This window comes from Fontimonas sp. SYSU GA230001 (assembly GCF_040066175.1).
In the GTDB taxonomy this organism is placed as follows: Bacteria; Pseudomonadota; Gammaproteobacteria; order Nevskiales; family Nevskiaceae; genus Solimonas.
The window spans coordinates 26,382-41,692 of record NZ_JBEAAM010000022.1; the positions used below are offsets into that span (position 1 = coordinate 26,382).

The 15,311-nt window shown below is 66.8% G+C and carries 15 protein-coding genes; 4 read left to right on the plus strand and 11 right to left on the minus strand.

The features are described 5' to 3' along the window. Position 1 precedes the first annotated feature (1 nt). The 8 genes from AAG565_RS11950 to AAG565_RS11985 are packed head-to-tail and all read right to left on the minus strand — an operon-like array spanning position 2 to position 7,982. Complete coding sequence (locus tag AAG565_RS11950; RefSeq protein ID WP_348819822.1) at positions 2–838, minus strand: methyltransferase; 837 nt, start codon at positions 836–838, stop codon at positions 2–4. Then, complete coding sequence (locus tag AAG565_RS11955; protein WP_348819823.1) at positions 835–1,392, minus strand: CBS domain-containing protein; 558 nt, start codon at positions 1,390–1,392, stop codon at positions 835–837. Before AAG565_RS11955 ends, AAG565_RS11950 begins: the two co-directional genes overlap by 4 nt. Position 1,393: 1 nt before the next feature. Beyond that, a complete protein-coding gene (locus AAG565_RS11960) occupies positions 1,394–2,074 on the minus strand; it encodes a TIGR04282 family arsenosugar biosynthesis glycosyltransferase (RefSeq protein WP_348819824.1) in 681 nt (226 codons plus the stop codon). A 9-nt stretch (positions 2,075–2,083) separates the two neighbouring features. Then, the gene (locus AAG565_RS11965) at positions 2,084–2,860 is read right to left on the minus strand and encodes a DUF547 domain-containing protein (RefSeq protein ID WP_348819825.1); all 777 of its coding nucleotides are present in this window, start codon (positions 2,858–2,860) and stop codon (positions 2,084–2,086) included. Between the two features lie 30 nt (positions 2,861–2,890). Further along, complete coding sequence (locus tag AAG565_RS11970) at positions 2,891–5,047, minus strand: FAD-dependent oxidoreductase (RefSeq protein ID WP_348819826.1); 2,157 nt, start codon at positions 5,045–5,047, stop codon at positions 2,891–2,893. A gap of 7 nt (positions 5,048–5,054) precedes the next feature. Next, positions 5,055–5,891 carry a peroxiredoxin-like family protein gene (locus AAG565_RS11975; RefSeq protein WP_348819827.1) on the minus strand — a complete coding sequence of 279 codons (837 nt, stop codon included), beginning with the start codon at positions 5,889–5,891 and terminating at the stop codon, positions 5,055–5,057. A 10-nt stretch (positions 5,892–5,901) separates the two neighbouring features. After that, a complete protein-coding gene (gene arsS, locus AAG565_RS11980; protein WP_348819828.1) occupies positions 5,902–6,930 on the minus strand; it encodes an arsenosugar biosynthesis radical SAM (seleno)protein ArsS in 1,029 nt (342 codons plus the stop codon). Between the two features lie 2 nt (positions 6,931–6,932). Beyond that, the gene (locus tag AAG565_RS11985) at positions 6,933–7,982 is read right to left on the minus strand and encodes a methyltransferase domain-containing protein (protein ID WP_348819829.1); all 1,050 of its coding nucleotides are present in this window, start codon (positions 7,980–7,982) and stop codon (positions 6,933–6,935) included. An 85-nt stretch (positions 7,983–8,067) separates the two neighbouring features. Here AAG565_RS11985 and AAG565_RS11990 point away from each other — a divergent pair, with 85 nt between their 5' ends. The 4 genes from AAG565_RS11990 (at position 8,068) to AAG565_RS12005 (ending at position 13,499) form a co-directional block, all read left to right on the plus strand. Beyond that, positions 8,068–8,973 (plus strand): AraC family transcriptional regulator, encoded by a 906-nt coding sequence (locus AAG565_RS11990; RefSeq protein WP_348819830.1) that lies wholly within the window; start codon positions 8,068–8,070, stop codon positions 8,971–8,973. Positions 8,974–9,107: 134 nt separating this feature from the next. Then, on the plus strand, positions 9,108–10,034 hold the full coding sequence (locus AAG565_RS11995; protein ID WP_348819831.1) for an IS5 family transposase: 927 nt from the start codon (positions 9,108–9,110) through the stop codon (positions 10,032–10,034). Between the two features lie 414 nt (positions 10,035–10,448). Continuing rightward, entirely contained in the window at positions 10,449–11,936 is a 1,488-nt protein-coding gene (gene pap, locus AAG565_RS12000; RefSeq protein WP_348819832.1) for a polyphosphate:AMP phosphotransferase, read from the plus strand. An 18-nt stretch (positions 11,937–11,954) separates the two neighbouring features. Next, a complete protein-coding gene (locus AAG565_RS12005) occupies positions 11,955–13,499 on the plus strand; it encodes a mechanosensitive ion channel family protein (RefSeq protein WP_348819833.1) in 1,545 nt (514 codons plus the stop codon). A gap of 18 nt (positions 13,500–13,517) precedes the next feature. Here AAG565_RS12005 and AAG565_RS12010 read toward each other — a convergent pair whose 3' ends face one another. From AAG565_RS12010 to AAG565_RS12020, 3 genes are all read right to left on the minus strand, one after another. Then, entirely contained in the window at positions 13,518–14,489 is a 972-nt protein-coding gene (locus AAG565_RS12010) for a CorA family divalent cation transporter (RefSeq protein ID WP_348819834.1), read from the minus strand. A 15-nt stretch (positions 14,490–14,504) separates the two neighbouring features. Beyond that, on the minus strand, positions 14,505–14,729 hold the full coding sequence (locus AAG565_RS12015) for a hypothetical protein (RefSeq protein WP_348819835.1): 225 nt from the start codon (positions 14,727–14,729) through the stop codon (positions 14,505–14,507). A 209-nt stretch (positions 14,730–14,938) separates the two neighbouring features. Further along, the gene (locus tag AAG565_RS12020) at positions 14,939–15,154 is read right to left on the minus strand and encodes a ribbon-helix-helix protein, CopG family (RefSeq protein ID WP_348819836.1); all 216 of its coding nucleotides are present in this window, start codon (positions 15,152–15,154) and stop codon (positions 14,939–14,941) included. Positions 15,155–15,311 lie beyond the last annotated feature (157 nt).

Consider the following 15,311-nt stretch of genomic DNA (forward strand, 5'->3'; position numbering starts at 1 on the left):
GTTACGACTTGGGTTTGACGAACTTCAGAGTCATGCGATCGCTCTCGCCGATCGCCAGGTACTTGTCGCGGTCGACCTCGCCCAGACGCAGGGTCGGCGGCAAGGTCCACACGCCTTTCGGGTGGTCGGCCGTGTCCCGCGGGTTGGCGTTGATCTCGGACTTTGCGGCCAGCACGAAGCCGGCGCGCTGCGCCATGGCGATGACGTAGTCCTCGCGCATGTAGCCGCTGTCCTCCTGATCGGTGAGCGGACGACTCGCCGGCAGGCGATGGTCAACGACTCCCAGCACGCCGCCGGGCTTCAACGCCCGAAACATCGCCTGGAATGCTGCAACGACCCTGTCATCGCCGCCGCCGCGCATGTACCAGTTGTGCACGTTGCGGAAGGTCACCACCCGATCGGCGCTGCCTGGCGGGGCGATGTCGGCATGCGCCGGCGGATTGAAGCTGGTGACGACGACCTGGTCGTAGACGGCCGGGTTCGTAGTGAGCTTGACCTCGAAATCCGCACGGCTTTCGCGGTAAAACTGTGAAGTCGAATCGCTATTGAAGTGCGCCGCGTACAGGTGGCCGTGTGTTCGCAGCAGCGGCGCGAGGATCTCCGTATACCAGCCCGAGGCCCCCGGCCAGATCTCGACCACGGTCATGCCGGGCTCGATGCCGAAGAATGTCAGTGTCTCCAGCGGATGCCGCGCCGCGTCGCGCTGCACGAAGTCGAGCGTGCGGTGCTTTCCGCTGATCGCGGCTTCGAGCGGGGACTCGGCCGCCGCTGACAGTGACAGGGCGCAGCACAGGACAGCCGCGGTAACGGTCACCGCCCGGATCGTTCGAAGTCTCATGCCGCCACCTTCTGAAGGTCAGTGAGCCGCTCGAGGCGTGTCCGCGACACGATGCCGCGTACGAAACAGGCCCCGTCGTCCTGCGTCTCGATCACGAGCAGGTGCATCCACTCGGGATGCTGCGCGAACGTGAGCCGAAGGTCGCCGACCCGTTGGCGGCCCAGCGCATCCAGCGAGAGTTTCGGCAATGCTTCCCAGCGCACCATGATGTCGTCGACGAGCACGTCGCGGTGCAGGCAACTCTCATGGATGCAGTCGGTCCCCTGCAGGAACTGGATCGGCTTTTCGCCCTGGATGTCGTAAGACGTGATCAGTCCAATCACGACGCCTTCGGCGATCACGAGTAGCGAGCGCACGCCGGCCTGGATCATGTCCTGCAGCGCGTCGTCGATATGCCGGTCGCGCGCGACGCCCACCGGCTGGACGTGAGCAAAGTCGGTCATCACGGCCCGTGCTGAATCGTCATCCGTCAGGTGCAGCCCGTCGACCACGATCCGCCGCGGCAGGCGCGCCGGCATAGTGATCGATGCAAGGGGAACGGCGTGATAAGGCATATCAAGTCTCCACTGGATGAGCGCGCGAGACAGGCATGTCGCGCCCAATCTCCCATGAGGAATCGAGAAGGCCGGCAGCCACGGCTCGCCGCAGATCCGCGGGACGATCGATATCCCAATGCGTGTCCCGTTCGGTCCAGTCGCGCCCGAATGCCCAGCCGGCATCCCGGAGCCGACGCCGCGTGTCGGACATGACGGTCGTCCCGCCCCAGGCGATGTTCTGAAAAACCGATTCGGGGAACGTGCGGGCGCCGACCAGCACGTAACCGCCATCTTCGGCAGGCGCAAACACCATACGGGTTTGCGTCAGAGCCGCCGCAGCGTCGCTGAGATCCAGGGGCGTCAGCGTCAGGCAGTCGGTGCCGATGAGGACGGCGCGCGAGTGGGCGGCCAGCAGAGCGCACATCGCATCCGCCATGCGGGCTCCCAGATCGGCACCACGCTGGGGCCGAACGCCGATGGGATAGCGGCGGCGCAGGTCGTTCCCGAAGCCGTCGCCGGAATCTCCCTCCGTATACAGCACGACACGATCGACGCCCGCTTCGCATGCGGTCGACAGGGTGCGGTCGATGAGATGGCGCTGCAGTCGGGCGGCACGGCTGGCGCCGATCGCGGGAATCAGCCGCGTCTTGCTCAAGCCGGAAACCGGTGCTCTGGCCAGAATGCCGATCGCCGCGCTCATGGGGCTGTGTTACCGGCCCCGCGGTTTCGCATTGAGCATCCAGTCATAGGACAGATGCTCGATCCGGAACGTGCCGCTGCGCAACTTCTGCCGGTCGGCGTCGCTGTCGGCGAGCAGTGTCGCCTGACTGGACAGCCAGTCCTGCAGCGTCTGTCCGTTCCCGGCGAAGTCGTCGCCATACCAACGGAAGATCTGCGAGAGGTAGAGCGCGCCATCCGCGGCGTTGTAGCGGTTTCGCGTCCGGTCGGACAGGAAGCGGCGCTGCTGATCGTCCAGCTGCGCATCGAGTTGCCCGGCCGTATACGGTTCCGGGCGCAGCGCCGGGCAGCCGATCGAGGCGCAGTTGACCGCGAAGTGCACGCGCGGATCGCGGTAGCGCGGACGCAGCGTGTCGTGCTCGACCCAGTCGAGCGTGCGCGTATCGCCGAGCAGCTGGAAGAACGGCTGTTTCCACGGCGAGCGCAGCAGAGAGCCCAGGTCGCGAATCGACTTCAGGTCCGGGTACTTGCTCAGGATCAGGTCCAGCGTGAAGCCGTTGTAGGCGTTGATCAGGAAGGCCATCTGCCGGGCGCGTGTCCAGCCGTCGAACTCGGACTGCGTGACTTTCGAAAAGTCGGCCAGCGTGGCCGTGAGCGCGGCCCGATCACGGCGCAGGCCGTCGTAGTCGACGACGCTGGCGTGCCCGGACGCGACCCAGTGCACGTGCTGACCGAGCAGACGACCGTAGCTGTCGTAGCGGTGATCAAGCGCCGACGCGCCGCCGGCCGCAGTGAGGGTCGCGATCATCAGCAGTCTCCTGATCCAGTGCTTCATCGATCAACCTCTTCGCCAAGCGTGGAAGCGCTCTACCCAGCGGAGCAAGCGTTCCGGCTTGTGCGCGGCCTTCCATTGTCCGGCCACGTACTTGCTCGACTCGGCCAGCGTCGGGTAGATGTGAATCGTGCCGAGGATCTTGCTCAGGCCGATGCCGTGACGCATCGCCAGTACGTACTCGGCGATCAGGTCGCCCGCATGCTCGCCGACGAGGGTCACGCCGAGGATGCGGTCCTTGCCCGGCACCGTGAGCACCTTGACCAGGCCGTGCGCCTCGCCGTCGGCGATCGCCCGATCCAGCTCCTCGATGTCGAACGTCGTGACTTCGTACGGGATGTTGCGTTCCTTCGCCTCGGTCTCGTTGAGGCCGACGCGAGCGACCTCCGGCTCGGTGAACGTCGCCCACGGAATCACCGAATAGTCGACCTTGAACTTGCCACCGCGCAGCGCCAGCAGCGGCTCGAACAGGCTGTTGACCGCCGCGTACCAGGCCATGTGCGACGCCGTGTGCGTGAACTGGTAAGGACCGGCGGCATCGCCGACGGCGTAGATGTTCGGGAAGTTGGTCTGCAGGAATTCGTTGACCTCGATCGAGCGCGTCGTCTTGACGCCCAGCTCTTCGAGTCCGTAGCCCTTGAGCCGGGCGACACGGCCGACGGCGACGATGATCTGGTCGAACGGAATGCGCGTTTCCGCTCCGGCATGCTCGCAGACGAGGAGCTTTTCGCCGTTCTCGATGACGACCGCCTTGGCCTTGGTATCGACGCGCACGTCGATGCCCTCGGCGACGAAGCGCCTGCGCACGGCCTCGGACACCTCCGGGTCTTCCCGCAGCAGGATGCGCGGCAGCATCTCGACCTGCGTGACCTGCGCACCCAGGCGCGCGAACGCCTGGGTCAACTCCGAGCCGATCGGCCCGCCGCCGAGCACAACCAGGCGACGTGGCAGCTCGCGCAGTTCCCACAACGTGTCGGACGTCAGGTAGCCTGCCTCGGCCAGGCCGGGAATCGGCGGCACGAAGGGCTGCGCGCCGGCCGCGATGACAATCGAACGTGCGGTCAGACGCTCGGTCCGTCCGTCATGCAGTGCAATCTCGACCGTCCAGGGATCGACCAGTCGCGCGGCGCCTTCGCGCACTTCGACCCCCAGCTCGGTGAAGCGTTCGACCGAATCGTGCGGCTCGACGGTGCGCACGACCGACTGCACGCGTTCCATCACGCGGGCGAAATCCGGCTTGACGGACACGTTCCCGAATCCGAACTCGCCGGCGCGCTGCAGGTGGCTGGCGAACTTCGCCGAACGGATCAGCGCTTTCGAGGGTACGCAGCCGGTGTTCAGGCAGTCGCCGCCCATCTTGTGCTTTTCGACCAGCGTGACCTTGGCCTTCACGGTGGCGGCGATGTAGGCGCTGACCAGACCGCCGCTGCCGCCGCCGATCACGATCATGTTGCGGTCGAAACGCGCGGGCCGGCGATACGGCGCGTAGACCCGCCGCGCCTTGATCGTGTCCACCAGCTTGCGCGCGATCAGCGGGAAGATCCCCAGCAGGACGAAGGCGCCGACCAGTCCGGGCGAGAGGATGCCGCGCAGCGACGTGAGCTGCGCCAGCTGCGTGCCGGCGTTCACATAGACGACGGTGCCGGCGAGCATGCCGAGCTGGCTGACCCAGAAGAAGGTCCGCGCACTCATCTGCGTCAGTCCCAGCAGCAGATTGATCAGGAAGAACGGGATCGCCGGCACCAGGCGCAGCGTGAACAGGTAGAAAGCGCCGTCGCGCGCGATGCCGGCATTGATCGCCTTGAGGCGGTCACCGTAGCGTCGCTCGATGCCGTCACGGAACAGGTAGCGCGCGAACAGAAAGGCGCCGGTGGCGCCGGCGGTCGACGCGAACGACACCAGTACGGTGCCCCAGATGACACCGAAGATCGCGCCCGCCGCGAGCGTCAGCACCGCAGCGCCCGGGATCGACAGCGCCGTGACCAGGACGTAGATGCCGAAGAAGCCCGCGGTGACGAGGACTGGCTGCGCGTCGCGGTACGCAACCAGCGCACCGCGCTGGGACTGCAGGTACTCCAGAGAGAAATAGCGGTCCAGCCCGAGCGCGAAGAAGGCACCGACGAGGCTGGCGAGCAGAAGCAGCAGGACGATTCGTTTGGCCATCGTGGCCTCAGATACCGGCGCGATCGAGCGCGGCCAGGAACTCTGCCGGCTCGGGGCGGATGCGGTAGTTCTCGGTCAGGTCGCTGTAAACCACGCGCCCGCCGCTCGACGTGATGAACACCGTCGGCATCGGCACGTCCGAGTCGTAGCCCAGCGCCTGCATGCCCAGCGGCAGGCCGTTCTCGGCGAGGATGCCCAGGCAGGCGGCGGCGCGGTTGTCGCGGTCGGTGAGAAATCGCATCGGCACATCGAAACGCTTGGCCAGATCGACCGTGTGGTCCTGCGGCTGCGGGCTGATCAGGAAGACCTCGACACCGCGGGCCGCCAGCGTGCGGTACTGCGCCGCGACCTCGCGGATCTGCGCCATGCAGAACGGACACCAGTTGCCGCGGAAGAACATCCACAGCGCCGGCTTGCCGGTGAGATCTCCGGATCGCAGAACGCGTCCCTCGATGTCCTCCAGCTCGAATGGCGGCAAGCCGCGGCCCACCGCGAGCACGCCCGCTTCCCGGTGCGCGAAACGCGAATACCACTGCGTGTAGATCAGCGACAGCGCGGCAAGGCCCAGTGCAATCGCCGCCGGCAGCGCGAAGCCACCGAGCGCGACGGCCACCAGCGTCCCGACCACGCCCAGCGCGGGCATCCACCACAGCGACGCCTCGGTGCGCGCGATCGGCGCGAGAAACAGGCGCGCGAAGAAGACCATTGGCACCCCGGCGGCAATCACGGTGCCCCACCACGCCGCGTCGGACGGCAGCTGGAACAGGCGCCAGGCCGCCAGCCCCAGCGCGGCAACCAAGGCGGTCATGAACGAGGAGATGAAGATCGACTTGAGAAGATTCATGGAGATCCCGTCAGGTGGTGGCGCCGCCGCAGGATGAGCCCGCGCCGGCCGTGCAGCCGAAGCAGTGATTGGCGACGCGGATGCGGCGTGCCAACAGCTCTTTGGCGTCGAAATCGAAAATCGTCAGGGGTTTGGCGTCGCGCTGGACCGGCATGCCCAGCTGCTGGTTGAAGTCGCAGTCATACAGCGTGCCGTCCGGGCCGACGCTGATCAGGCTGCGGCACATGGCGTTTTCTGCCGCCGACGGATTGAAGGCGCCGACCAGCTTGTCCATGTAGCTGTCGTACTGCCCGGCCTTGCGCAGATGCAGGGCAAAGCGATTGATCGGCATGTTGGTGATCGTGAACAGCCGGTTGAAGACGACGCCGTATTGGGCGAGCAGGACGCGCTTGTAGTCGGCTTCGAGCGACGCCTGGGGCGCCGGCAGGTAGGGGCCGACCGGATTGAAGACGAGATCGAGGACCAGGCCGCTGTTCTCGGCCCCGTAGCCGAGCGCGTTGAGCTGCTTGAGACCGTCGATGCTCTTCCCGAACACGCCGCTGCCGCGCTGCTTGTCCGTGAACAGTTCCTGGTAGTACGGCAGGGATGACACCACTTCGACCCGATGGCGCGCAAAGAACTCGGGCAGATACGCCTTGCTCGCACCGCTCTGCGGATGGCCGTCGAAGGTCACCGTCAGGTTGTGTCGGACCATCACCCGGCGGTGCAGGGCGGCGGCTCGTTCGACCAGCCAGTCGAAGTCGGGATGCAGCTCGGGCGCTCCTCCGGTCAGGTCCAGCGTCTGGATCTGCGGATGCGCGGCGAGGATCGCGGCGATGCGCTCGATCCCTTCGCGCGACAGAGCCTCGGTCCGCGCCGGCGAGGCATCGACGTGACAGTGCCGGCACGCCTGGTTGCACAGCTTGGTCAGATTGACCTGGAGCGTGTCGATACTCAGGGGCGTCAGGTTGACGCGACGCTCGCACAGGGTCCGCGTGAAGCTGTGGCGCGCAGGGACGGGGTCGTGTGTCTCCACGACCAGCGGAAATGCAGCACTCATGATCAGCAGCAGCCGGTCTTCGCGCCGACTGAGGGGGTCTGTGCGATCGCCGGCGTGCTGCAGTCGAACAGTCCGAAGTGCGTGGACCGGTCGCCGGTCACGCGAAAGTGCGGTGCGTAGCGGCTGCGCCGCAGCATGTCGGCCGTGTTGCCGCAGACCAGCATGGGCCGGCCCGCCTCGAAGCGGTGGTGATCGTCAAGCACGTAGGCGTGCGGATGCTCAGGCAGCGTGCCCAGATAGGTCGCGACCTCGCCGAAGTCCTCGCAGCGGTCTTCGAGCGGCAGCTTGAACGCCCGGATCGTCATCGAGTGAAAGCGAACGAAGCCGATCATGCGCTCGATGTCCGGATTGTTGATCGCCAGCGGCGCGCTGGTGACCACGCGCGCGTCGAGACAGCCGACCTGCGCCATCAGCCGGCGGAAGTCCTCGACGTACAGAGCGCCGCCCAGGCACTCGCCCAGCAACAGGGGATCGCGGGCCAGCGCCGCCGGGATGCGGCGGTCGGCGAACACGTCGGAGAAGTACAGCTCACCGCCGGGCTTGAGCACACGGAAGATCTCGCGGAATACGCGTGCCTTGTCCGGCGACAGGTTCAGCACGCAGTTGGAGACGACGACGTCGACCGAATCGTCGGCAATGCCAGCTGCCTCAAGGTCCTCGATGTAGCCGTGGCGGAAGTCGACGTTGCCGTAGCCGTACTTGTCGGCGTGATAGCCGACGTGGCGACGCGCGACGGCCAGTTGCTCGTCCGTCATGTCGACGCCGATCACGCGGCCCTGCGCGCCGACCAGACGCGACAGCAGGTAGCAGTCGCGGCCGGAGCCGCAGCCGAGGTCGAGCACCGTCGCGCCGTCCAGTGCGGAGGGCAGCGGCGAGCCGCAGCCGTAGAAGCGGTCGCGAACTTCGGGGTGGATGTCGCCGAGGAGAGCCGCCAGATGCCGGGGCATCGCGTCGGCCAGGCAGCAGGCCGAGGTCTGCAGGTCCGCAGACGATCTCAGCACCTCGCCGTAGTAGTGCCGGACCGCGTCCAGCGATTCGTGTGCGTCCGCCATGGAATCCATACCTCGCATTCAAGTCGAATGCGGCGATACTAGGTCGCCACGCGCAACTGCTTGAACGGTTTGGAGTCCGTGTTTTATGTCCGAGAGTCCAGAGGACGACCTGTTGTCGTCCGTGTTGAACGCCTACCAGCTGCGTGCCGGCGTCTACGGCCATCCCCAGCTGTGCGGGATCTGGCAGATGGGCACCTCCGGCCACAAGCGCGCGGCATTCCACCTCGTTGGGCGAGGGAATTGTTGGCTCCACATGCGCGGCACGAAAGCGCCGGAGTCGCTGCAGGGGGGCGACCTCGTCGTGTTCCCGCACGACGCCTGGCACATGCTGACGGGCACGCCGGAGCTGCACGGCGAAGAGAACGTCATGGCCATGGACGGCGAAGGCCCGTTCACGACGCTGGTCTGCGGTTACTTCGAGTTCCAGGCCGGCGACAAGAATCCGATCCTCGACGCACTGCCGGAGGTCATCGTCGTGCGGCGCGAGTCCGCGGGACGGAATTTCGAAGTCATCGGTCAGCTGCTACTGGAGGAAGCGCAGGGCGAAGGTATCGGCACGCGAACCGTGCTCGACAAGCTGGCCGACACGCTGTTCGTGATGGTCGTGCGCCAATACATCGGTCAGCTGGCGGATCAGCGTGGACTGCTCGCAGCACTGGCCGACGCTCGGCTACGCAAGGCACTGGCTGCGATTCATCGCGAACCCGCCGCCGCCTGGACACTAGAGAGTCTTGCGCAGATCTGTGGAATGTCGAGGGCCAGCTTTGCTCAGCGCTTTTCAGAGCTCGTCGGCACGACACCAATCGAGTACCTGACCCGGTGGCGGATGACGCAGGCGGAGCTGTTGTTGCGCAATCCGCAGATGTCGGTCGCGACCGCGGCGGAGCGCGTCGGCTACGAGACGGAGGCCGCTTTCCGCAAGGCGTTCAAGCGCGTGCATGGTGTTGGCCCGGGGTCAATTAGACGCTGGTTTCGAGAGAAGCTCAGCTGATTCGCGGGAAACTGTAGGAGCCCGCTGCGAAACCCGCCAAGATTTCTCTGGTCTGAAGGTGCACCGTAAGGGAGTGAGGACAGGCAACGATGCGCGGAACACGTCGGCGGCAATTTGGGTTCGGGGATGAAGCGGTGACTGGGGCGATCTCCAACGCTTTTCTTGCGGACGTCGAGCGTCTGGCGGACTGGATCCGGATCGAATCGGCGCTGGGCACGCTGTACGCGCACACCGGCCGCCCGTCGTACCCGCCGCTGGTGCTGTTCAAGATGCTGCTGCTGGAGCAGTGGTACGGCCTGTCCGATCCGCAATGCGAAGACGCCTGCCGCGACCGGCTGTCGTTCCGGCGCTTTCTGGGCCTGAGTCTGACCGATGCCGTGCCCGATGAAACCGTCCTGGTGCGCTTCCGGCAACGTCTGGCCGACGCCGGACTGATGCAGCGCCTGCTGGACTGGCTCAACGAGCAGTTCGAGGCGCGGGGCCTGATCGTCAAGCGCGGCACACTGATCGACGCCACCGTGGTCAAGAGCGCGCGCACAGCCCCGCCGAAGCAGGAGGGCGCGCGCGACACCTCCGATCCCGAAGCGACCTGGCAAGCGATGAAGGATCGTCCGGTGCACGGCTTCAAGGTGCATATCGCCGCGGATGAAGCGCACACCCTGGTGCGCGCGGTCTCGGTCACGCCGGCGCATGTCCACGACAGCGTACCGGCGAACGGCCTGATCCAGCAGGACGAGCAGGCCGTCGATGCCGACAAAGCCTACGACAGCCGTGCGCGCGCCGACTTTCTGGAAAGCCTGGACATCGACAATCGCATCCTCAGGCGCGGCCGACGCAACCGGCCGCTGTCGGAAGCGGATCGCGCGCACAACCGGCGGCACTCGGCGATCCGCGCGGGCATCGAGCGGGTGCCAGGCTGGTTCAAGGCGAAGAACCGGATGCCGCGATGCCGGTATCTGGGCGTGATCGCCAACCAGGTGCACGCGCACGTGCTGGCGATGGCGTACAACCTGCGCCGCGCAGTCAATCTGATGCCGCCGCCACTGGCGGCCACAGGATAGGTGTGTCCGCGATGCGCCAAACGCGGACGAAAGCGGTGAAAACCGCCCATGCCAAGGCCGTGACGTGGTCACGTCCTGCCCAGTTCGACGATTCCGCGCGCCGTTTCGCATCGGTGCGGAAAATTTGATGGGTTGTGCAGAGGTCTCACGTCATCCGCACCGCTGACCAGCACTGTCACATAGTTTCGACATTTCTGGCTGGTTGCACGCAACTCATCGGGCGAGCGCCGCGCTACGTTGTTGTTTTCGTGTGACCTTCGTTATCACTTTTTTCTGGCGCACTACGGCTTCGATCGGGTGGGTCGGATTTTCCCCGGAGCAGGTCCGCAGCCTGGTCAAGGCAAAGCCTCATCCGACACAATCGACGGACGCGCGACGGGCCGGTCGCGCCGGGGCATCATCGGAGGCGGTCGCATGTTCGAGAGCGCGGAGCTGGGCCACAAGCTGTCGAAGAGCGAGTACAAGCGCATCGCGCCCGGGCTGCGCGCCGACCTGCTCGACGCGCAGTACGACCTGCTCAAGGACAGCCGCTTTCCGGTCATCGTCCTGATATCCGGCGTCCGCGGTGCCGGCAAGGGTGAGACGGTCAATCTGCTCAACGAGTGGATGGACCCGCGCCACATCCACACTCACGCCTTCGACTCGCCGACCGACGAGGAGCGCGAGCGGCCGTACATGTGGCGCTTCTGGCGCGCGCTGCCGCCGAAGGGACGCATCGGCATCCTGTTCGGCTCCTGGTACACCGCGCCGATCATCGACCGCGTGTTCAAGCGCAACCGTAACGGCGATCTGGTGCGTGCGATCGAGGAGATCAACCGCTTCGAGCGCATGCTCGCCGACGAGGGCGCCCTGATCCTGAAATTCTGGTTCCATCTGTCGCGCAAGCAGCAGGAGAAACGCCTGCGCACGCTGCAGTCGGACGCCGAGACGAGCTGGCGCGTCACCGACCGCGACTGGGACTTCCTCAAGCGCTACGACCGCTTCTACAACATCAGCGAGGAGACCCTGCGCCAGACTAGCAGCGCGCATGCGCCGTGGCTGGTCATCGAGGGCTCGGATCCCGAGTACCGCGCGATCGCCGTCGGCCAGGCCCTCTTGGATGCCATGCGCAAGCGCCTGCAGGTGGTCGAGCGGCGCCGGCCGCGACCGCAGGCGCCGCCGATCGTCCATGCGCCGGATCACCTGAACATCCTGCAGCGGATGGATCTGGACCTGAAGCTGGACAAGAAGGTGTACGGCCGCAGGCTGGTCAAGCTGCAGCGCCGCCTGGCGATGGCGACGCGGCACAAGCGCTTCTCCGGGCACAACGTCGTCTGCGTGTTCGAGGGCATGGACGCCGCCGGCAAGGGCGGCGCGATCCGGCGCATCACGTCGGCGCTCGACGCGCGGCTCTATCACACGATCCCGGTCGCCGCACCCAGCGACGAGGAGCGCGCGCAACCCTACCTGTGGCGCTTCTGGCGACACCTGCCGCGCCATGGCCGCGTCACCATCTACGACCGCAGCTGGTACGGGCGCGTGCTCGTCGAGCGTGTCGAAGGCTTCTGCAGCGAGGCCGACTGGCTGCGCGCGTACTCGGAGATCAACGACTTCGAGGAACAGTTGACGCGCAGCGGCACGGTCGTCGCCAAGTTCTGGCTGCAGATCAGCAAGTCCGAGCAGTTGCGGCGCTTCCGCCAGCGCGAGAAGACGCGCTTCAAGCGCTTCAAGATCACGCCGGAGGACTGGCGCAACCGCGAGAAGTGGGAGGCCTACCAGGTCGCCGCCGCCGACATGATCGAGCGCACCAGCACGCCGCAGGCGCCGTGGACGCTGGTGGAGTCGAACGACAAGTACCATGCGCGCATCAAGGTGCTGGAGACCCTGACGGATGCCATCGAATCCGCGCTCGACGCGCGCTGACCGCCGGCTGCACCGTCCATGACACCGATCGCGGGTGCTGCCTGGGCGCTGTTCGCGCGCCCCGAGCTGCCGTTCCTGATCGCCGTCGCTGCAGTCGTGGCGCTGCTGCTGCGACGCGGTGCGCCCGCCGATCGCCAGTCCCTGCGCGGCGCGCTGATCTTCTTCGGCCTGTGCCTGCTGGTCGAACTCGCCGGCGCCCTGCTCGAAGCGGCCGGCGCGCCGCACGCGGGGCCGCTGACGCGCAACGCGGGCATCCTCGCCACCGGGCTGGCGCTGATCCGGCTGGTCGGCCTGGGCCTGTTCCGCGCCCTGCTGCCGCGCATCGGCGTAACCACGCCGCGGATCGTCGAAGACGTCGCACTCGTCATCGCCGCGCTGGCCTGGGGCATGGTGCGACTGCGCATGGCCGGCGTCGATCTCGGCAGCCTGGTGACGACCTCGGCCGTGATCACGGCGGTGCTGGCCTTCGCGATGCAGGACACGCTCGGCAACGTACTGGGCGGACTGTTCCTCGAACTGGACGATTCGCTGACGGTCGGCGACTGGATCCAGCTCGACGACCTGTCCGGCCGCGTCGTCGACATCCGCTGGCGCCACACCGCGATCCGCACGCGCAACGGCGAAACCGTGATCGTGCCTAACAGCGCGCTGATGAAGTCGCGCTTCACCGTGATCGGCAATCCGGACACGGAGCGGGTGCGCTGGCGCCGCTGGGTGCGCTTCGAGGTGGGCTTCGACACGCCGCCCGCACAGGTGCTGGCTGTCGCCGAGCGTGCGGTACGCGACGCCGACATCGTCAACGTCGCCACCGACCCGCCGCCGCAGTGCGTGCTGCTGGAGTTCGGCCCGAGCCAGCACCGCTATGCGCTGCGCTACTGGCTGATCGACCCGCAGCCGGACGACGCGACCGATTCGGTCGTGCGGCTGCATCTGCGCGCCGCTCTGGAACGGGCGGGCATCGCGCTGGCCCTGCCCAAGTCGGTGATCTATCGCGTCGCCGACGACGAGGCGCACCAGCGCATGCTGCGTGCGCGGGAACTCGAGGCCCGCATCCACGCACTGCAAAGCGTCGAACTGTTCGCCAGCCTGACGCGCGAGGAGCTGGAGGCGCTCGCCGGCTACCTGGTGCATGCGCCCTTCGCCGCGGGCGCGGTCATCACCCGCCAGGGTGCCATCGCGCACTGGCTGTACCTGCTGGTCGGCGGCAGCGTGGAGGTCTGGCTGGAAACCGGACACAACGGCCGCCAGCTGCTGGCGACGCTGACGCCCGGCACCGTGTTCGGCGAAATGGGCATGATGACCGGCGAACCGCGGCGCGCGACCGTCACCGCCAAGACCGACGTCGAATGCTACCGGCTGGACAAGAAGGGCTTCGAGCACATCCTGCGCGCGCGTCCGGCGATCGCCGAGGAAGTCTCGCGTGTGCTCGCTGCGCGCGCCGGCGACCTCAGCCGCGCCGCCGAGGAGGCCGCCGCGCAGGCGAGCCTGCCGCGCGCCGCGCCGGACAAGCTGCTCGAACGCATCCGCGCGTTCTTCGGACTCGACCGTCCCGGCGGCAAGTGAGGCGCGCCGCGGTCCCCTTCAGCGCAGCCAGCCGCGGCGCTTGATGTAGATCAGCGGCAGCACGGCGGACAGCAGGGTCAGCAACATCGAGTAGGTAAAGCCGTGTTCCCAGGACAGCTCCGGCATGACCGAGAAGTTCATGCCGTAGAACGTGCCGACCAGTGTCGGCGGCAGGAACACGGCGGTGATGATCGTGAACACCTTGACGATCTGGTTCTGCTTGATGTTGAGGATGTTGGTGACGGCGTTCTGCAGGTAGCGCACCTTCTCGTGCTCGAAGGCGGCGTGCTCCTTGGTGCCGCGCACGTCCTCGAGCAGTTCATGCACCAGCTGCTGCAAGTCGGCTTCGGTCTTGTGATCGACTTCGCCGCTCAGGTAGCGCACGGCACGATGCAGCGTCAGCTGCGCCTCGATGAACTGCGTCAGCACGTCCTCGCGCTCGTTGAGTTCGAGCATCGTGTCGGTCAGATCGCTGACGCCGAGCTCCTGTCCGGCTTCGTTATAGCCCGTGGACAGCTGGGTGATGCGCTCCGACGACAGGGTCAGTGCATCGGCCAGCTGCTCGACCGCCAGCGTGCTGGCGTCGTTGGCGGCCTGCAGCAGCCGCCGCAGCACGTCGCGCGGTCCGTCCACCTGGCGCGGGCGGCGCTGCATGCGCTGCAGCGCCAGCTCGAAAGGCGCGTAGGGTTCGGCAGAGAAGCTGGCGACCAGCGACCCGCCGAGAATGAAGGTGACGGGATGGAAGTCCGGGTCGTGGCCGGCGCGGGGTGCCGCGAGCAGCGTGCGCACGAACAGGTAGTCGCCCTCCTCCAGCACGCCCGGCGCGTCGCTGCGCGGACTGATGCCGTAGCGGCCGCGGATCTCGGCCAGCTCCACTTCGGTGGGGCGCGAGACGTCGAGCCAGACGAACGGCGACGTGGCCTCGTCCGCCGGCGGCAGGCCGTCGCGGACGAGGATCTGGCCATTGTGCAAGGTGATGTTGCGGATCATGGGGACGTCCGGGTGTCAGGGGGTCGCGGTGGCCGGTGCCGGCGGCTGCCGTTGCAGCGCGGGCGCGGCGAAGTGCTCGTGGGAGGGCGACTGCGACGAAGTCACGGTCTCCTGTCCCGCCGGCTGCAGATGATGCACGGCGAGCATGGTCACGGCGATGAACAGGTAGAGCAGGATCACGGAGACGATCACCTCGTTTTCCATGCTGCGCCTCTTCTTGCGGCGGGGATTCTGGGTCACGGCGTCTCCGGATGCATCAGGGTCTGCGGAAGGGATCGAAACGGAGGTCCAGGCCGATCGAGACGAAGGGGGCTGGCGGAACCACGGCCGAGCATATCGCCGACGGTCGGGTCGAGGTAACAGCATCCGGCGCTTCGTCGCGGACGCAAGCGATGTCCGCGCCGTGCTCGTAGCGGCCGGCGGGATGGCAGACCGGCAGCGAGAAGGAATCAGCCGCCCCGGCCGCGCCGGCGTCCGAGTACCGTTGCCGCGGTCTGGCCCGGTGTCCACGGCTGCCCCAGCTTCTGCTCGATGTAGTCGCGGATCAGCCTGCGCACGACCTGTGACGGCGTCTGGTCGTCGCGCGCGCACAGTTCCTCGAACAACGCCTTCTTGTCCGGATCGATCAGTACCGTCAGTCGCGCGGTGCGCTGTTCGACGCCCATTGCGGCAACACCGTATTTACAGTCTATGTGCCTACTATGATAATATAATTCACATAAGTCAACGCGCCGGCGGGGCTGCCGCGGCGCCTGATTCCGGAGTCCGGGCCTGATGGAGCATGTGGTCGCAGAGGGTGGACGTGGCTGAGTTCTGGGCAAA

Coding starts and splice junctions, on each gene's coding strand:
- AAG565_RS11950 (WP_348819822.1), bottom strand. CDS start 838: ATGAGACTTCGAACGATCCGGGCGGTGACCGTTACCGCGGCTGTCCTG.
- AAG565_RS11955 (WP_348819823.1), bottom strand. CDS start 1,392: ATGCCTTATCACGCCGTTCCCCTTGCATCGATCACTATGCCGGCGCGC.
- AAG565_RS11960 (WP_348819824.1), bottom strand. CDS start 2,074: ATGAGCGCGGCGATCGGCATTCTGGCCAGAGCACCGGTTTCCGGCTTG.
- AAG565_RS11965 (WP_348819825.1), bottom strand. CDS start 2,860: ATGATCGCGACCCTCACTGCGGCCGGCGGCGCGTCGGCGCTTGATCAC.
- AAG565_RS11970 (WP_348819826.1), bottom strand. CDS start 5,047: ATGGCCAAACGAATCGTCCTGCTGCTTCTGCTCGCCAGCCTCGTCGGT.
- AAG565_RS11975 (WP_348819827.1), bottom strand. CDS start 5,891: ATGAATCTTCTCAAGTCGATCTTCATCTCCTCGTTCATGACCGCCTTG.
- arsS (WP_348819828.1), bottom strand. CDS start 6,930: ATGAGTGCTGCATTTCCGCTGGTCGTGGAGACACACGACCCCGTCCCT.
- AAG565_RS11985 (WP_348819829.1), bottom strand. CDS start 7,982: ATGGCGGACGCACACGAATCGCTGGACGCGGTCCGGCACTACTACGGC.
- AAG565_RS11990 (WP_348819830.1), top strand. CDS start 8,068: ATGTCCGAGAGTCCAGAGGACGACCTGTTGTCGTCCGTGTTGAACGCC.
- pap (WP_348819832.1), top strand. CDS start 10,449: ATGTTCGAGAGCGCGGAGCTGGGCCACAAGCTGTCGAAGAGCGAGTAC.
- AAG565_RS12005 (WP_348819833.1), top strand. CDS start 11,955: ATGACACCGATCGCGGGTGCTGCCTGGGCGCTGTTCGCGCGCCCCGAG.
- AAG565_RS12010 (WP_348819834.1), bottom strand. CDS start 14,489: ATGATCCGCAACATCACCTTGCACAATGGCCAGATCCTCGTCCGCGAC.
- AAG565_RS12020 (WP_348819836.1), bottom strand. CDS start 15,154: ATGGGCGTCGAACAGCGCACCGCGCGACTGACGGTACTGATCGATCCG.